Origin of the sequence: Alteromonas sp. S015, from assembly GCF_036864485.1 — a bacterium.
Lineage (GTDB): Bacteria > Pseudomonadota > Gammaproteobacteria > Enterobacterales > Alteromonadaceae > Alteromonas.
In genome coordinates this window covers 213370-229340 of sequence record NZ_JAZETO010000008.1, presented here as the reverse complement: position 1 = coordinate 229340, position 15971 = coordinate 213370, and the positions used below count along the sequence as shown (strand labels likewise).

The 15971-nt window shown below is 44.6% G+C and carries 18 protein-coding genes; 8 read left to right on the top strand and 10 right to left on the bottom strand.

Annotation, left to right across the window (positions count from 1 at the left end):
* Positions 1-93: 93 nt before the first annotated feature.
* The 3 genes from V7R42_RS16200 to V7R42_RS16190 all read right to left on the bottom strand — a co-directional run bounded on the left by V7R42_RS16200 (position 94) and on the right by V7R42_RS16190 (position 2137).
* Positions 94-837, bottom strand: coding sequence for a ChrR family anti-sigma-E factor (locus V7R42_RS16200; RefSeq protein ID WP_334021251.1), 744 nt, complete (start codon positions 835-837; stop codon positions 94-96).
* On the bottom strand, positions 830-1441 hold the full coding sequence (locus V7R42_RS16195; protein WP_334021250.1) for a sigma-70 family RNA polymerase sigma factor: 612 nt from the start codon (positions 1439-1441) through the stop codon (positions 830-832). Before V7R42_RS16195 ends, V7R42_RS16200 begins: the two co-directional genes overlap by 8 nt.
* Before the next feature lie 120 nt (positions 1442-1561).
* Positions 1562-2137, bottom strand: a complete 576-nt coding sequence (locus V7R42_RS16190) for an LON peptidase substrate-binding domain-containing protein (RefSeq protein WP_334021249.1) — start codon at positions 2135-2137, stop codon at positions 1562-1564.
* 255 nt (positions 2138-2392) lie between these two features.
* Here V7R42_RS16190 and V7R42_RS16185 point away from each other — a divergent pair, with 255 nt between their 5' ends.
* The 5 genes from V7R42_RS16185 to V7R42_RS16165 are packed head-to-tail and all read left to right on the top strand — an operon-like array spanning position 2393 to position 6839.
* Complete coding sequence (locus tag V7R42_RS16185; protein WP_334021248.1) at positions 2393-2848, top strand: nuclear transport factor 2 family protein; 456 nt, start codon at positions 2393-2395, stop codon at positions 2846-2848.
* A complete protein-coding gene (locus V7R42_RS16180) occupies positions 2845-3564 on the top strand; it encodes an SDR family NAD(P)-dependent oxidoreductase (protein ID WP_334021247.1) in 720 nt (239 codons plus the stop codon). Before V7R42_RS16185 ends, V7R42_RS16180 begins: the two co-directional genes overlap by 4 nt.
* A 10-nt stretch (positions 3565-3574) precedes the next feature.
* A complete protein-coding gene (locus V7R42_RS16175) occupies positions 3575-4840 on the top strand; it encodes an NAD(P)/FAD-dependent oxidoreductase (RefSeq protein ID WP_334021246.1) in 1266 nt (421 codons plus the stop codon).
* On the top strand, positions 4837-5580 hold the full coding sequence (locus V7R42_RS16170; RefSeq protein ID WP_334021245.1) for a DUF1365 domain-containing protein: 744 nt from the start codon (positions 4837-4839) through the stop codon (positions 5578-5580). The genes V7R42_RS16175 and V7R42_RS16170 overlap by 4 nt, the downstream gene beginning before the upstream one ends.
* 2 nt (positions 5581-5582) lie before the next feature.
* The gene (locus tag V7R42_RS16165; RefSeq protein WP_334021244.1) at positions 5583-6839 is read left to right on the top strand and encodes a cyclopropane-fatty-acyl-phospholipid synthase family protein; all 1257 of its coding nucleotides are present in this window, start codon (positions 5583-5585) and stop codon (positions 6837-6839) included.
* 87 nt (positions 6840-6926) lie between these two features.
* Here the strand turns inward: V7R42_RS16165 and V7R42_RS16160 are convergent, their stop codons facing one another.
* Positions 6927-7856 carry a flagellar motor protein MotB gene (locus tag V7R42_RS16160; RefSeq protein WP_334021243.1) on the bottom strand — a complete coding sequence of 310 codons (930 nt, stop codon included), beginning with the start codon at positions 7854-7856 and terminating at the stop codon, positions 6927-6929.
* Positions 7856-8617: a flagellar motor protein PomA gene (gene pomA, locus V7R42_RS16155; protein ID WP_014950082.1), complete on the bottom strand. Its 762-nt coding sequence runs from the start codon at positions 8615-8617 to the stop codon at positions 7856-7858. The genes V7R42_RS16160 and pomA overlap by 1 nt, the downstream gene beginning before the upstream one ends.
* A 295-nt stretch (positions 8618-8912) precedes the next feature.
* Here pomA and xseB point away from each other — a divergent pair, with 295 nt between their 5' ends.
* From xseB to dxs, 3 genes are read left to right on the top strand one after another with little or no spacing between them, the layout of a single operon-like run.
* Positions 8913-9275, top strand: coding sequence for an exodeoxyribonuclease VII small subunit (gene xseB / locus V7R42_RS16150; protein ID WP_438823663.1), 363 nt, complete (start codon positions 8913-8915; stop codon positions 9273-9275).
* 29 nt (positions 9276-9304) lie between these two features.
* The gene (locus V7R42_RS16145; protein WP_334021242.1) at positions 9305-10195 is read left to right on the top strand and encodes a farnesyl diphosphate synthase; all 891 of its coding nucleotides are present in this window, start codon (positions 9305-9307) and stop codon (positions 10193-10195) included.
* A 32-nt stretch (positions 10196-10227) separates the two neighbouring features.
* Positions 10228-12111, top strand: a complete 1884-nt coding sequence (dxs, locus tag V7R42_RS16140; RefSeq protein ID WP_334021241.1) for a 1-deoxy-D-xylulose-5-phosphate synthase — start codon at positions 10228-10230, stop codon at positions 12109-12111.
* Between the two features lie 152 nt (positions 12112-12263).
* On the opposite strand, the gene V7R42_RS16135 is transcribed toward dxs, so the two are convergent.
* From V7R42_RS16135 to ribBA, 5 genes are all read right to left on the bottom strand, one after another.
* Positions 12264-12764, bottom strand: a complete 501-nt coding sequence (locus V7R42_RS16135) for a phosphatidylglycerophosphatase A family protein (RefSeq protein WP_049586604.1) — start codon at positions 12762-12764, stop codon at positions 12264-12266.
* Between the two features lie 41 nt (positions 12765-12805).
* Entirely contained in the window at positions 12806-13771 is a 966-nt protein-coding gene (gene thiL, locus V7R42_RS16130) for a thiamine-phosphate kinase (protein ID WP_334021240.1), read from the bottom strand.
* A 48-nt stretch (positions 13772-13819) separates the two neighbouring features.
* The gene (gene nusB / locus V7R42_RS16125; RefSeq protein ID WP_012518940.1) at positions 13820-14242 is read right to left on the bottom strand and encodes a transcription antitermination factor NusB; all 423 of its coding nucleotides are present in this window, start codon (positions 14240-14242) and stop codon (positions 13820-13822) included.
* Positions 14243-14254: 12 nt separating this feature from the next.
* Positions 14255-14728, bottom strand: a complete 474-nt coding sequence (gene ribH, locus V7R42_RS16120) for a 6,7-dimethyl-8-ribityllumazine synthase (protein WP_334021239.1) — start codon at positions 14726-14728, stop codon at positions 14255-14257.
* A 123-nt stretch (positions 14729-14851) separates the two neighbouring features.
* Positions 14852-15952 carry a bifunctional 3,4-dihydroxy-2-butanone-4-phosphate synthase/GTP cyclohydrolase II gene (gene ribBA, locus V7R42_RS16115; RefSeq protein ID WP_334021238.1) on the bottom strand — a complete coding sequence of 367 codons (1101 nt, stop codon included), beginning with the start codon at positions 15950-15952 and terminating at the stop codon, positions 14852-14854.
* Positions 15953-15971: the final 19 nt, after the last annotated feature.

Here is a 15971-nt window from a genome sequence, read left to right as displayed (position 1 = left end):
TTTTACTGCAGCGTAAGGCTGTCAATAAAAAACGCACAATGGTGCGTTTTTTATCTGGATGCGACGTTTCGGCTACGTATACTTACAATATTACTAGCGGAAAAATAAGTGGCTAAAGGGATTTAACAGTCTTGCAAGACCCGATGTGAAATGCAGTGGTTGATCAACAATACTAAATACCAGGCAGCCCTCTTTACCTTCAGATTGTGGCGTATGGGTTTTTTCTCCATCCATAAAAATAAAGTCACCCGTATCATAACGATTTAGCCCATCGCTGAATTCGCCATCAATAACCAATGTATATTCCGTTCCGCGGTGCGTATGCTCTGGTACACTGCCGCCGCTTCCCATAAAGATGAAGTTAGCAACCCCTTGGTTTCCAAGATCAACTGGCGCCTGCCAGAGCTTTCCAACCAAACTTGACCAATTACCTGTTTTGTCGATGTACCGATGAAGCGTCCTGGGCAACGTAAATACTCTCCCATCTAACTCGATAGTATTAACGCCCGCCAGCGTCTGAAATGAAGTCCGCTTCTTTAGGGGTTCGCGATACTCGATAGACTGTTCCATCGTGGAATTGTTTTGTTTTGATGACGGGAGCTCTGTTATCTGAGAAAGCATGTCGCCGAACTGAAGCGACATTTCAGTATTATCTCTTGCCATAGCGTTGGCATTCGAAACCATCTGAGCAGCAAGACTTTCTGTCTCAATTTCAACAAAGCGCTGACACTTCTCACACATATCACAATGTGCAGAGACCATCAGTGATATAGCAGGTGACAATGTGCCCTCAACGAAGTCTTTCAGCTGCTGGGCACTTGGGTGGAACCTAATCATTATCGTTTAACATGACCCTTAATCGTTGAAGCGCCAAGCGCGTCCGCGACTTTACTGTACCTAGTGGTATAGATAGCTCATCAGCAACTTCTTGTTGTGATTTGCCATCAATATAAATAGCTTCAACCACTGCTTTTTGTTTCACTGGAAGTGATTCGAATAAATGACCAATCTGCTCTAACGTCACTTGCTCGTCAAGAGGCGCTTCATTAGCATCAGCAGTTTGTTCGCATAAAACCGGCCACAGATCATCAGAACACACGTCTTCTTTTCGGTTTTGCAGTTTTCGCAACATATCAAAGCGGATATTACGTGCAATGGTGAAAATCCACGTTGAGGGAGAGCCCTTCTCTGCATTAAACAAATGTGCTTTTTGCCACACATTCGACATAGTGTCTTGTACCAACTCCATGGCAAGTGCCTCATTCCCCATCTGTTTCAATGCATAAGAGCGTAAACGAGGCGCGAAATAGTTAAACACACGAGCAAAAGAACGTTTGCAACGGGCATCAGCAACCGCGACAAGGTAATCAGACATTTCGGTAGCACATTCTTTAGGTTTGATTGTGCTGTTACTTTGTTCCAAAGGAATTCCAACTAACATAAGATTCGTCCGCTTTTCCGTTTTGGTTGTATCATTCTACGGCGTTCTGACTTAAAACGTTTGCGAAATTCGCGAATATTGGATTACGAATTTGTAATCTAACGATTCTGTCCTCAGCACTTAGGCAATGAGAGCGGAGAGATAATTAAGTAACCCCGTACATTCTCTTTGTGCTAAGAAGTGCTGTTTTTGTGAACCATCAACTGGCAGTAATTCTAACCACCTATTTAACACCCAATGAGGGCAATCAAATTTTGGTGATTCGTACAGCGAAGCCAGTTCGTCGTAATTTCCAAATATTTCTTTAAGTCGCTCGTCCATAGGCGCTATTTGTTGAGGGGCCAAATCGCACTGCCAAGGCTCTAACACCTTACAACTGCCGGTACGAAGACCATCTTTTTCAACTTCAATGCTACTTACCTCAACTAAATGAGAACCAGCAACCTTTATGCCAAGCAACCCATCGTCAAGCAAATCGAAGTCAACAACCTGCGCGTACGTCCCTATTTTGTGAATGTGATCATTCAATTCTTTGCTGCCATTAGCATTTAGCATGCACATGACAAAGCCTTTATTTTCGGCGCATGCCTGCTTAACCATGCGCACATATCGCGGCTCAAAAATACGCAACGCCATTCTACCCTCTGGCAGAAGATGGGCAGATAAAGGAAATAAAGGAAAACGTTCTACACTCATACTCAACACTTCCGTAAACACGAAAATCATTACGCAAGTGAGAACAAATAGGATCGAATGGGAAAATTTTTCACATATTAAAGAAGAAACATGATCTTTAGGGCGAGGATTGATGTAATTTATTTCTTAAATAAAACATTAACAAACTTCAGATCAGAGACTTGCGATAAAAATTTAAAAATAACGACTTAATGTGCAAGTTTTGGCGTTGCCCTCATATGTATCTGATTTTGAATTTTGAGTTAAGGAAAGGCTATGGACGTCATTGGTCGCTTTTGTAAAGTTTACGCAGATATATGTCAAATTTCTCCAGACGACCTAGAACATATATATGCCAACGACGTACTATTTGTCGACCCTATCACTACTCACTGTGGCATTGATGAAGTAAAACGTTATTTTTCCAACTTATTGACGCAAGCCGAAAGCTGTAAGTTTGACATAGCAGACATATTTGCATGCTCAGCCAATGGCATAGAAACGTATCCAACAAGTCGCTCCAACGTTACTCATATCGCAAATTGGACGATGACGCTAACGCTCAAAAATGGTGCTAAGCAAATTACGCTAGATGGCACGACGCAACTTGGTGTTAGCGATGACAGTATCGTTTATCACAAGGATTATTATGACTTGGGCGAAATGGTCTATGAACACGTACCCATCTTAGGTTTTGTAATTAAAAAAATTAAAGGGAAGCTAGCAAAGTGAAAAGTATGCTAATTACTGGCGCGACCTCGGGTATTGGAAAAGCATTAGCAATAACTGCTGCGAATAACGGTTATCAGGTTATTGCGTGTGGTCGAAATAAAGGCTCGCTAGATGAGCTCAGTAAGCACAATAATATAAGCGCATGTCAGTTCGATGTCACCAAACTTGATGAAACTCGACAGGCGCTAGCAACGGCTAAGTTTGATATTGCTGTACTCAACGCTGGAACCTGCGAGTATGTCGATATTGATGATTTTGAGCCAGAAATGTTTCGCCGTGTTTTTGAACCTAATTTTTTTGGTGTAGCGCATTGCGTAGACGCCCTTCTGCCTTCGCTTAAGCGTGGCAACAAGCTGGTGATTGTAGACAGTATGGCTCGCTTGCTCCCTTTCACTCGCACTCAAGCCTACGGGTCAAGCAAAGCTGCCCTCCACTATTTTACTAAATCGCTAGAAGTCGACCTTCACCATAAGGGGGTAAAAGTGCAGGCCGTTTCACCAGGCTTTGTTGAAACACCGCTCACCGATAAAAATGATTTTGAAATGCCAATGAAGATTAGCGCTGAAGAAGCCGCTGCGGCTATGCTTAAAGGAATAGAAAGTAACAAGCACACTGTTTTCTTCCCCAAGTTCTTTGGTTTTATTCTGCGCTTTATGCACATATTGCCAACGTCACTGCAAAAACATTTATCGCTGGCAATGAGAGAAAAACAATAAGAGAAGAAGAATGAATAATAAGATTGCCATTATTGGCACAGGTATTTCTGGATTGACCTGCGCGCACCTTCTAAATAGGCAGCACGACATCACAGTATACGAGGCAAATGATTATATAGGTGGTCATACTGCAACAAAGAAAATCGATGACAATGGCGAAACTCACCATATCGATACCGGTTTTATCGTTTTTAATGATTGGACCTACCCTAATTTTATAAAGCTCATTAGCCAGTTAAACGTTGACTATCAACCAACAGAGATGAGCTTCTCTGTAATGAGTAAAAAGGCAAACCTTGAGTACAACGGTAACAACGTAAACAGCTTGTTCGCCCAGCGACGCAATATCCTGAGGCCCAAGTTTTGGCGCATAGTGAAAGATATATTAACGTTCAATAAAGCGTGTAAGGCTATGGTCGCTGAAAACCGTGACACCTCTTCACTTACATTAGAAGACGTTATTAAAGAATTAAAATTAAGCGATGACTTTGCACGTTACTATATTTTACCCATGTGCGCTGCAATTTGGTCTAGCAGCTTAGAACAAACCAGAAAGTTTCCGCTAACGTTCTTCTTGCAGTTTTTCAACAACCATGGCTTGCTTAACATTACTGACCGTCCTCAGTGGTACACCATCAAAGGAGGCTCTAGCCAGTACATACCTCCATTAATCGCGCCATTTAAGTCTAAAATAAAACTCTCTTCGGCGGTTGTTTCAGTAGCTAAAAACGAAGAAAAATGGCGAGTTACTGATGCGTTAGGCGACGTGGCAACGTACGACCATGTAATTTTTGCCTGTCACAGCGACCAAGCGTTAAAAATGATTCATTCCCCTACATCACTGCACAAAGATATTCTTGGCAATATTCCATATGCAGAAAATGATGTGGTTATGCATAAAGACACAGGCCAATTGCCTAAGAGGAAGTTGGCGTGGGCAAGTTGGAACTACAGCTTAAAAGAAGATGCAAGCGAGGAGGCTCGCCCCGCTTCTGTCACCTACAATATGAACATTCTCCAACGATTAGAAGCAGAGAATACCTATTGTGTTACGCTGAATAATACACCTGAAATCGACGAAGACAGTATTTTGCGAAGCTATCAATACGCTCATCCACAATACAGTGCCAACATGGTTAAAGCGCAGTCACGAAGAAGTGAGATTTGCGGCGTCGATAACCTACATTTCTGTGGCGCATACTGGTACAACGGTTTTCATGAAGACGGCGTTACCAGTGCACTAGACGTTTGTTCTCGTTTTGGTGAAGCCCTGTGATAGAAAGCGCGATATATAAAGGCAAGGTATATCATCAACGTTTCAAGCCTACCCAACACAAGTTTGACTACGACATTTATCTGTTTTGGTTAAAGCTAGACAGTGATGAACTGAACGCGCTATCGGACACGCTGAAGCATTTTAGCGCGCATAACAAAGCAAGAGTGCGATTCAAGCGAGAAGACTATTTAGGCGACGCTTCTATTTCTTTGAAACAAGCCGTATTGCAAAGGATGATCGAATTGAATGACGGTAAAGCGCTAAGCGGCGACGTTTTTATGCTGGGTCAACTGCGGATGTGGGGGCTTTACTTTAGTCCGGTTAATTTCTATTACCTTCGTAACGTCAATGGTGAATACACACATATGCTTGCCGAAGTGAGTAATACACCATGGAATGAGCGCCATCACTATCTTGTTAACTTAGATACACAAGACGATACGCCGAAGGCTTTCCATGTATCGCCTTTTAATCCCATGGATATGACCTATAAATGGTCGATATCACAACCTTCGTCTAAACTTTCACTTGCGATGGATTGTGTAAGAGATGACAAAGAGTTCAGTGCTGGGATTAATTTAACTAAATTTACTTTAGATAATGCGAATCTAACTGCGGCACTTAAACGTATACCCAGTATGACAATAAAAACTGTGTCTGGAATTTATTGGCACGCGCTTAAACTATTGCTTAAACGAACGCCAATGTATACACACCCAGAAAAAAGTCAGGAACAATAACAATGTCTTTTGGTGAATCTGTACTACTGACCACCTCAGAGGTCTCCCTTGTAGATAAAGCTTGTAGAACGCTATTCTTACAGTGCTTAAAACAGCTGCCCTTCGGCAGTTTAACCATTCAAGAAAACAGCGATGTCATTGCGCGTTTCGGCACCGAAGATAGCGATTTACACGCAACTGTTAATATTAAAGATTTGCAAGCCTATCGACGTTTATTGCTAGGCGGAAGCGTAGGCGCGGGTGAAGCATACATGGATGGATTGTGGGACAGTGATGATGTCACTGCGGTGGTAAGGGTGTTTGCGAGGAATTTACCCACCCTTGACGAATGGGAAAATAAGTTTAAATGGGTCACCATGCCCTTCAATAAACTCCAACATTTCGCCCGTCGAAATACGCAAGGTCAGGCGAAAAAAAATATTGAGGCGCATTATGATTTAGGCAACAAGCTTTATACCCGCTTTCTTGACCCAACAATGATGTATTCTTCTGCCATCTACCCAGACCCAAATGCTACGCTAAACGAAGCACAGAACTATAAGCTCAAAGCTATCTGCGACAAATTACAGCTTACTGAGCATGACCATCTCCTGGAGATAGGTACAGGCTGGGGCGGATTAGCTGTCTATGCAGCCAAGCACTACGGCTGCCGTGTGACTACCACAACGATATCTGAAGAGCAGCATGCATGGGCCAAAGAATGGATTGCCCGAGAAGGTCTTGAGAACAACGTCACTTTACTTAAAAAGGACTATCGTCTGCTCGAAGGCAAATATGACAAGCTCGTGTCTATCGAGATGATTGAAGCGGTAGGTAAACAATTTTTAGGTAATTTCTTTGAAAAATGTTCATCACTCTTGAAAGACCACGGCCTTATGTTGCTTCAGTCGATAACCATAGATGACAGACGTTACGATAGCTATTCAAACAGCGTCGATTTTATACAGAAGTATATCTTTCCCGGAGGATTCTTACCGTCACAGCACCAGCTTAACGCTCACCTGAAAAAGTATACCAATATGATGATTCGTGACTTGCACGACATTGGTATTGATTATGCGAAAACGCTGAACCATTGGTATGAAGCATTTATTTCTGCAAAGGATGAACTGTTAAACGATGGCTATGACGAGCGCTTTATGCGGATGTGGACCTATTACCTGAAGTATTGCGAAGGTGGTTTTTTGGAAAGAACGATCAGCACCGTTCAACTTGTTATATCAAAGCCTCATTACAGAGATGACGTGGCGCGAGTTTAACAATTCTAATTATCGATACATACAGAACATGAAAACGGCGCTTTTAGAGCGCCGCTTTCATGTTGAAGCCGATAGTAGGTCAAAGCACTATTCGTCTACAACTGATATAGGCTTGGATATCATTGGCTTGCCTTGATTAATATTAATCTCAACACGGCGATTTTGAGCCCTATCTGCGGGTGTAGTGGCATTTTCTACAATAGGGGCAGTATCTGCCTTACCCACTACTGACATGCGACTTTCGTCAAAACCTGGCGCTGTACGCATAGCTTCGGCAACTGCCACGGCGCGCTGTGCAGACAGGTCCCAATTGGAACGATATAGTTCGTTGGCAATGTGCTGTCCGTCACTATGCCCTGAGATCTCGATTTCTCCAGGAACATCTGCCAACAGCGCACCAATTTTTCTTAATACCGGCTGGAACTGAGGCTGCAAAAAGGCTGAGCCTGCTGAAAATGAACCATTTTCACGGATACGAATGGTTAACTGCTGCCCCAAAGACTCCATTTCCACCGAGCCATCTAGAATTTGCTTTTCTAACTGCTGAGCTACTTTTTTCATTAATTCAGCCATTTGAGACTGATCTGTGCTTTGTTCAGCCGACGAGGAAGACTCGGTAACAGTTTGTTGAGATTGACCGCCCCGCTGCTCTCCACGTTGTTTTTGCCTACCGCCAGCAGAATCTTCATTACCGGCCTGAAATTCAAGCATTTGCTGAGTCATTTCGGTGGTTTGCTGCTGAAGGGATTCAATAGGCGTAGGGTCGGGCTTGCCGGGACGAAATTCCATAGCAATAACACTGGTGCCCTTTGGAATATCTTTTACTTCAATTTTATTTTGCACACCGAAAGCAAACTTCATAGAGCCAGCAATTTGCTTAAACTTCAGTACGTCCATTTCCGAAAAAGAAAGAAGAAGTACAAAAAAGCACATTAGCAAGGACATCAAGTCTGCGAAGGTTCCCATCCAGGCTGGAAGCCCCTCGGGGGGACATTTTGGGCATTCTTCTTCGGCCATTACTCTTCCTCTGCACTTCCGCGTTTACTCGCCGCAAGGTAGTTCTTTAACACCCCTTCGATAACACGTGGGTTCTGGCCGTCAGCGATCCCCACAATACCGTCAAGAACAAGACTCTGGTTTAACTTTTCTTCGCCAGCTCTTACCGCTAGCTTAAATGCAATCGGCAAACACACCACGTTGGCAAAGAATGCGCCGTACAGTGTGGTTAGAAGGGCTACCGCCATAGCAGGACCGATAGCTTTAGGGTCGTCCATGTTAGACAGCATGGCAACCAGGCCAATCAAAGTACCAATCATTCCCATTGCGGGTGCCACGTCGCCCATTCCTTTGAATATAGAGGCACCGAATTCATGCCTTTCGGTCGTCATCGAGATATCTTTAGCTAACGTTTCCCTAACCACTTCAATGTCGTGACCGTCAACCAACATATCTACACCCTTTTGCATGAATTCATTGGAAATTTCTGCTTCTTCAAGTGCTAAAAAACCGCCCTTTCGTGCAGCATCTGCCATTTCAACGATTTTTTCAATTAGCTCTTCGGGCGTTTCGATTTTGAACATGAATGCTTTACCAGCAACTTTACCCGCGCTGAAGAATTGCCCCAAAGTAAACTGAGATAAGACAACAAATAGTGTTCCCCCGAATACAATAAGTATTGATTGCACGTCGATGAACATGCCCAAGCTGCCGCCCAGAATCATAGCCATAACTATGAAACCAATGGCGCCCAACATACCTATGACGGTTGCTAAATCCACTCACTCTTCCCCATTTATGCGCAGTCAGTGCTGTTAGTGTACAAACATCCTATCGGCAAAAGATAGAAATACTAAAACGACATTATTGAAAAATATCACATTTATTTGTTTATTATGAAGTAGGTTCAATGTAAAAGCGCTGCTTTGTCGGCTTTTGCAAAATAAAAACATCTAGCGTCCTGTGAACCTGTCACTTTTGCCTTATGTTTAGTAAATAATATTGTCAATTCTATAAGAATAATGGCGCTTTTATCGAATATAGCATAATTTACTCGTATGTTGCCTTTGAGACTGAATGAAAAAAAAGCTATGTCACTGTGATATAGGCGATATACGGACAAACCATTTGACCCTTGTTCAACCCTCGGTTAATGTGCGCGGTATACGTATTTTGGCCACTATATTGAGTGTTTTTATGACGAAAGAAAATGCATCAGCGTCTTTTGAAGAAACTTTATCAGAACTAGAAGCTATCGTTAACGAAATGGAAAACGGTGACCTGCCTCTTAATAAAGCACTAGAGAAATTTGAGCGCGGTATTGCACTTTCCCGTCAAGGCCAACAATCGCTTGAGAACGCTGAGCAAAAAGTAAAAATACTGCTTAGTGAACAAGGCGAAGAAACACTTCACCCTCTCCCTGAAAGTGAACAACCGTAAATCGTTCATTTTTAACTAACAGGCAATCTATGAATTTTTCTGCTTTGCATCAGCAAGTTAAACAGCAAACTGATGCATCTCTTCTTACTTTAATTGATGATTTACCCGACTACGCGCCACGCTTGAAAGACGCCATGCGCCATGCGTTGCTTGCTGGCGGCAAACGTATGCGTCCCCTGCTGGTACAAGTTGTGGGCAATACCTTAGACGTCCCTAAAAAAGACCAGATGGCTATTAGCATGGCTATTGAATGTGTGCACGCTTACTCATTAGTACACGACGATTTGCCTGCCATGGACGACGACGACTTGCGTCGCGGTATGCCAACTTGTCATATCGCCTTTGATGAGGCGACGGCTATTTTAGCTGGCGACGCGCTGCAAGCGCTTGCGTTTACGGTATTAGCGGATGCGCCATTGAGTACGTACGCCGAAACTAAGCGTGGTCAACTATTATCGGTCCTAGCAAAAAGTGCCGGCTATGTAGGTATGTGTGGCGGCCAGGCTATCGACCTAGCCAGTACAGGTGAAACCATTTCGCTAGAAGCGTTAAAGCAACTTCATAGATTGAAAACCGGCGCTTTATTGAAAGCCTGTGTTGAAATGGTTGCAATTGTTAGTGAAGGCTTACTTTCACAAACTAAGATTGACTTAATGGCCTATGCCGCAGATATTGGGTTAGCTTTTCAAGTTCAAGATGATATTCTGGACGTTGAAGGCAGCAGCGAAAAGCTAGGAAAACCCGCGGGTTCAGACGAAGCGTTAGGGAAAAATACGTTTCCAGCCAAACTTGGTATGTCAGGCGCTAAACAAGAATTAGAAATGCTTCACAATAATGCACTTCAAGCATTGGCGCGTTTACCCTACAATACTGACAGTTTAATTGCGTTTAGCGAGCTTTTGGTAAAACGCGACCACTAGCCACGCGCCATGTTGAAAAAGATAATAAGTACATGAGTTTAGATCTCCAACATTACCCAACGCTTGCGCTTGCGCAAACGCCTGACAAATTGAGGCTACTGCCCCAAGATAAATTACGCGAGCTCGCCGATGAATTACGTGAGTATTTACTCAATAGTGTAAGCCAAACTAGCGGTCACTTCGCTTCGGGCTTAGGCACGGTAGAGCTTACTGTCGCGTTACATTATGTGTACAACACTCCTTTCGATCGCTTGTTATGGGACGTAGGGCATCAAGCCTACCCTCATAAGATCCTCACCGGCCGCGCAGAGCGCATGAGCACGATTCGCCAAAAGAATGGCCTACATCCTTTCCCTTGGCCACCTGAAAGCGACTACGACACCTTTGCCGTTGGCCATTCCTCCACGTCGATAAGCGCGGCGCTAGGTATGGCTGTAGCGGCGGAAAAAGAAGGCAAAGACCGCAAGGTAGTGGCGGTTATTGGCGATGGAGCAATGACCGCAGGTATGGCCTTTGAAGCCCTTAATCACGCCGGCGATATCAAAAAAGATATGGTTGTAGTACTTAACGACAACGAAATGTCTATTTCTGAAAACGTTGGAGCGTTAAATAGCCACCTAGCGCGCTTACTTACAGGTAACTTTTTCAACTCTATACGCGATGGCGGTAAAAAACTGCTAAGCAATGTACCTCCTATTAAAGAGTTTGCCAGCCGTGCTGAAGAGCATATAAAAGGCATGGTGGTGCCCGGTACTATATTTGAAGAACTAGGCTTTAACTATATTGGCCCTATCGACGGCCACGACGTTAATGGTGTAGTTGATACGCTTCGCAATATGCGCAAATTCGACGGCCCGCAGCTTTTACACGTAGTCACTAAGAAAGGTAAAGGCTACGCAGTTGCTGAAGAAGATCCTATCAAATTTCACGCGGTTCCAAAATTCAACCCGGCAGATAACGCGTTGCCAAAGTCTAAGCCTTCAGCGCCTACTTACTCGGCAATCTTTGGGAAATGGCTGTGTGATATGGCCGCGCAAGATCCCAAACTTATGGCAGTAACGCCAGCCATGCGCGAAGGTTCAGGCATGGTTGAGTTTTCTCAGCGTTTTCCAGAACAGTATTTCGATGTTGCCATTGCCGAACAGCATGCGGTAACGTTTGGCGCAGGCCTTGCTAAAGACGGTATGAATGCCGTTGTTGCTATTTATTCGTCGTTTCTGCAGCGTGCCTACGACCAACTCATTCACGATGTGGCGATTCAAGACTTACCCGTATTGTTTGCCATTGATAGAGCCGGTATTGTAGGCGCAGATGGCCCTACTCACCAGGGGGCGTTTGATATCGCTTTCCTTCGCTGTATTCCAAATTTGGTAGTTATGGCCCCTTCAGATGAAAATGAATGTCGCCAAATGCTCTACACGGGTCACAAGCTACAAAAACCCGCTGCTGTTCGCTACCCTCGAGGTGCCGGCATGGGTATCACACCTGACGAAGCCATGACTGAGCTTGAGATCGGTAAATCTCGCACGGTTCGTGAATCGTCGAAAGATAAGTCAGAAAGCATTGCCATTTTAAACTTTGGCTGTCTATTACCCTATGCCCTTGAAGCTGCAGAAGCCATTGACGCCACGGTTATCGATATGCGTTTTATTAAGCCCTTAGACGGTGATGCTGTGCTAAAAGCAGCTGGTGAACACAGTGCACTTATTACGTTGGAAGACGGCTGTATTATGGGCGGAGCTGGCAGCGCGGTGCTTGAACACTTGCAGCAAAATGGCGTATTAAAAGCGGTGAAGATGTTAGGGTTGCCAGATAGTTTCATACTGCAAGGCACACAGCAAGAAATGTACAAAGAGCACGGTTTGGATGCAGAAGGTATTATTGCTGCTGTAAACAGTGTTGGACAAACGAGCTAGTTTAAAACCTTGCTCGTTCCACACCAACGATGTGTTATCAAACTCGAAGGCACAAAACCAATTATCTATTTAAAAATCCCTAGCTTCAACGTATCTCCTCTTGTTATTAAAAAGCCCGCTATTGCGGGCTTTTTAATTGAAAAAACGTCGGTCTAAAATAGTGCTAACGCAGCAGGCCAAAACGCCATTAGCAAATGTAAACAACCGCACGCCATAGCACCCGCGATTAGGTCATCCAGCATAATGCCTGTACCGCCGTGTAAGCGCTTATCGATAATACCTATTGGCCAAGGCTTCAAGATATCGAAAAGCCTGAATAGAACAAAGCCTACAAGCAACGAGGACGCTGAAATAGGGACAAATAGAAAAGTCACAAACATGCCCGCTATCTCATCCCACACGATTGAACCGTGATCATGAACCTGCATATCATCAGCAGTCTTCCCGCACAGGTAAATACCTACAACAGAAAATATCAGCGTAAGCGCGATAAAGGAAATGAGGGAAATCTGGCTGCACGCAATAAGAAGCGGCAACGCAGCGAGTGAACCAAAGGTTCCCGGCATAAAAGGAATAAGCCCACTGCCAAAACCGAGTGCGAGAAAATGCACTGGATTTTTCATACTCACTCTGGCGCGAAATTCAGCCTGCATGCTTCTTCCTTTTTATTGCTTTTGTGGGATATACATTTAGCCTAAAAGGCGTGCTCGTAACCTGACGGGTTAGTAGGGGTAAACTTTTCATTATCTTTCAGCAACGACAGTGTGCCGTTGTGCCCCGTCAATTGCCCGATACATGTAGCTTTCACATTCGTACTTGCCAACGATGTTTCCAGGCTTCCACGCTGCTCTTCACTTACGGTAAAAATAAGCTCATAGTCATCGCCCGCCGATAGCGCATACTCAATGGCTTGCTCAGGAGCAACCGCGCTTGTTAGCGCTCGTGAAAGCGGTAAACGCTCTACATGAATATTCGCACCGCAATTAGACGCTTTTAAAATGTGCCCTAAATCTGAAATTAAACCATCAGAAATATCAATACACGACGTTGCAATACGTCGGATAGCAGTGCCTACCGCAACGCGAGGCGTTGGAAAGTAATGTCGATTGACCAATACGTCTTTTGCTTCACCGCTTACGCTAAGCTTATTTTGCAAAATGTCTAACCCTGCACCTGCGTCACCAAGCGTTCCTGTAACATAAAGCCAGTCACCCGGCTTCGCCCCGCTGCGCGTTAGCTCAGAACCTGGGGGTATGAAGCCTTGGGCTGTTATAGTGAACGCCATTGGGCCTTTCACTGTATCGCCACCGATAAGCTGCACAGAATAATACTGAGTAAGCTCGTAAAGGCCTGAGACAAAGTCATCTAACCACGCTTCGTCCACTTCCGGCAGTGATAGAGATAAGCTAATCCAAGCAGGCTCTGCCCCCATTGCGGCAAGATCGCTTAAGTTTACCGCCACCGTTTTATACGCCACAGACTTAGCTGGTGCGTCTTTTAGAAAGTGCACACCTGCAACCAAGGTATCAGTGGTAACGGCAAGCTGTTGGTTTTCAGGAACCGTTGTTACAGCACAGTCATCACCAATACCAATAACAACGTCTTTGCGTTTGTGGCCGCTGTTTGAAAAGTAGCGGCCGATAAGATCAAATTCTTTCACAGTAATTTTGGAACCCTTTTAGTGGCAGTTCATGCCGCCACGGTAAGGTTAGTCGCGCTCGTCTTTGCGCAATGTGCGCACTGCTTTATCCAGTGCACCATTAATGAATTTATGGCTTTCTTCAGCACCGAACGCTTTAGCAAGCTCAATCGCCTCATTAATAATTACGCGGTAAGGTACGTCAATGCGCTCGGTCAGTTCCAGCGTCGCAATGCGCAAGATGGCTTTTTCAATAGCGTCTAACTCTTCTGGCAAACGACCGAGGTAAGGCTTAATAGTTGCGTCAAGTTTACTTGCATTGTGTGCAACACCGCGAAGCAAGGCTTGAAAATACGCCATGTCTACTTTTTGCATGTCGTTACTGGTGGCTAGCGCCAGCTCAACCTGCTGAATATCGTTGTGACTCATTTGCCATGAATACACACCTTGTAGGGCGAGTTCACGGGCTTTGCGACGAGCTGAAACTTTCACTTAATGTTTACCTTAAAGCTTTTCAACAGCATCGATAACGTTAACCATTTCCAGCGCGCCTAGTGCAGCTTCCGCACCTTTGTTGCCCGCTTTGGTTCCAGAACGCTCGATAGCTTGTTCAATTGAATCTGTTGTGATTACGCCAAATGATACAGGTACGCCGTATTCTAGTGATACTTGCGCAAGACCTTTGTTGCTTTCGCCTGCTACAAAATCAAAGTGTGGCGTGCCGCCACGAATAACCGCACCCAGTGCGATGATGGCGTCAAATGACTTTTTCTCAGCTAATTTCTTAGCAATTACAGGTAACTCGTAAGCACCAGGTACACGTACTACCGTGATATCATCATCATTCACTTCACCGTGACGCTCTAGCGTGTCTAACGCACCTTCCAGTAAGCTTTCTACAACAAAGCTATTAAAGCGTGATACGACGATAGCAAACTTCTTACCGGTTGCTCTGATATTACCTTCAATTACCTGCATGGATTCATTCCTCGAGAAAAAACGGCGCGAAGTATACCACAACTGCGCCCAAACTAAATCGATTGTTTCTTTAACTTCAACTATTCGTAACCGAGTACTTTAGCTTCGCCCTACAGCTAAGCACTAGTCGTGCACGTACTCCACGACTTCAAGGCCGTAACCTGAAAGTGCGTGATATTTAATTGGCTTACTAAGAAGGCGCATTTTGTGTACACCCATTGATGCAAGAATTTGACTACCTACACCAATAGTACGTGACGACCCCTGCCAATCTGCCCCCGTTGGTCGCTCGCCTCTGTCTTCTGCAGCAAAGCGACGTACCTGGCTTTCAATGTGCTCTTCTTTACCCAACAGTACCAGCACGCCGCCTTCTTCTGAAATTTTGCGCATGCCGTCTGCTAACGTCATCGAGCGATGAATACCGCGCGTTGAACCAAGAAGATCACTAAAGGTATTGTGAAGGTGTACACGTACAAGTGTCGGCTCATCTTCTTTAATTTCGCCTTTTTTAAGGGCGAAATGAAGCTGATTGTCTATGCTGTCTTTAAACGTGTGAAGCTCGAAGTCGCCATATTCGGTCGGCATGTTGCACTGAGCGACCTTTTGAATGGTGGTTTCGTTGAGATTGCGATATTCAATTAAATCAGCAATGGTACCAATTTTAAGGTTATGTTTTTCAGCAAACTTTTCTAGCTCCGGGCGACGAGCCATCGTGCCGTCTTCGTTCAGAATTTCTACTATAACCCCTGCTGGCTCTAGCCCAGCTAAACGCGGCAAATCTACACCGGCTTCAGTGTGACCTGCGCGGTTTAACACGCCACCGTCTTTAGCAATTAATGGGAAGATATGGCCAGGCTGCACGATGTCTGTCGCTTTGGCACCTGTGGCCACAGCCGCTTTAATCGTTGTTGCGCGATCTGCCGCTGAAATACCTGTGGTCACGCCAGTGGCGGCTTCTATAGATACAGTGAAGTTGGTAGAAAACTGTGCTTCGTTTTTATCCACCATAAGTGGAAGATTCAGGGTGCGACAGCGCTCTTGCGTCATGGGTAAACACACCAAGCCGCGAGCGTGGGTAACCATAAAGTTAATCGCTTCGGGCGTCACATGCTCTGCCGCCATGATTAAATCGCCTTCATTTTCCCTGTCTTCGTCATCCATCAAGATAACCATTTTACCTTGGCGAATGTCTTCAATTATTTCTTGTGTAGTGTTAAATGCCATGCTGTGTGCTTCTTGTAGG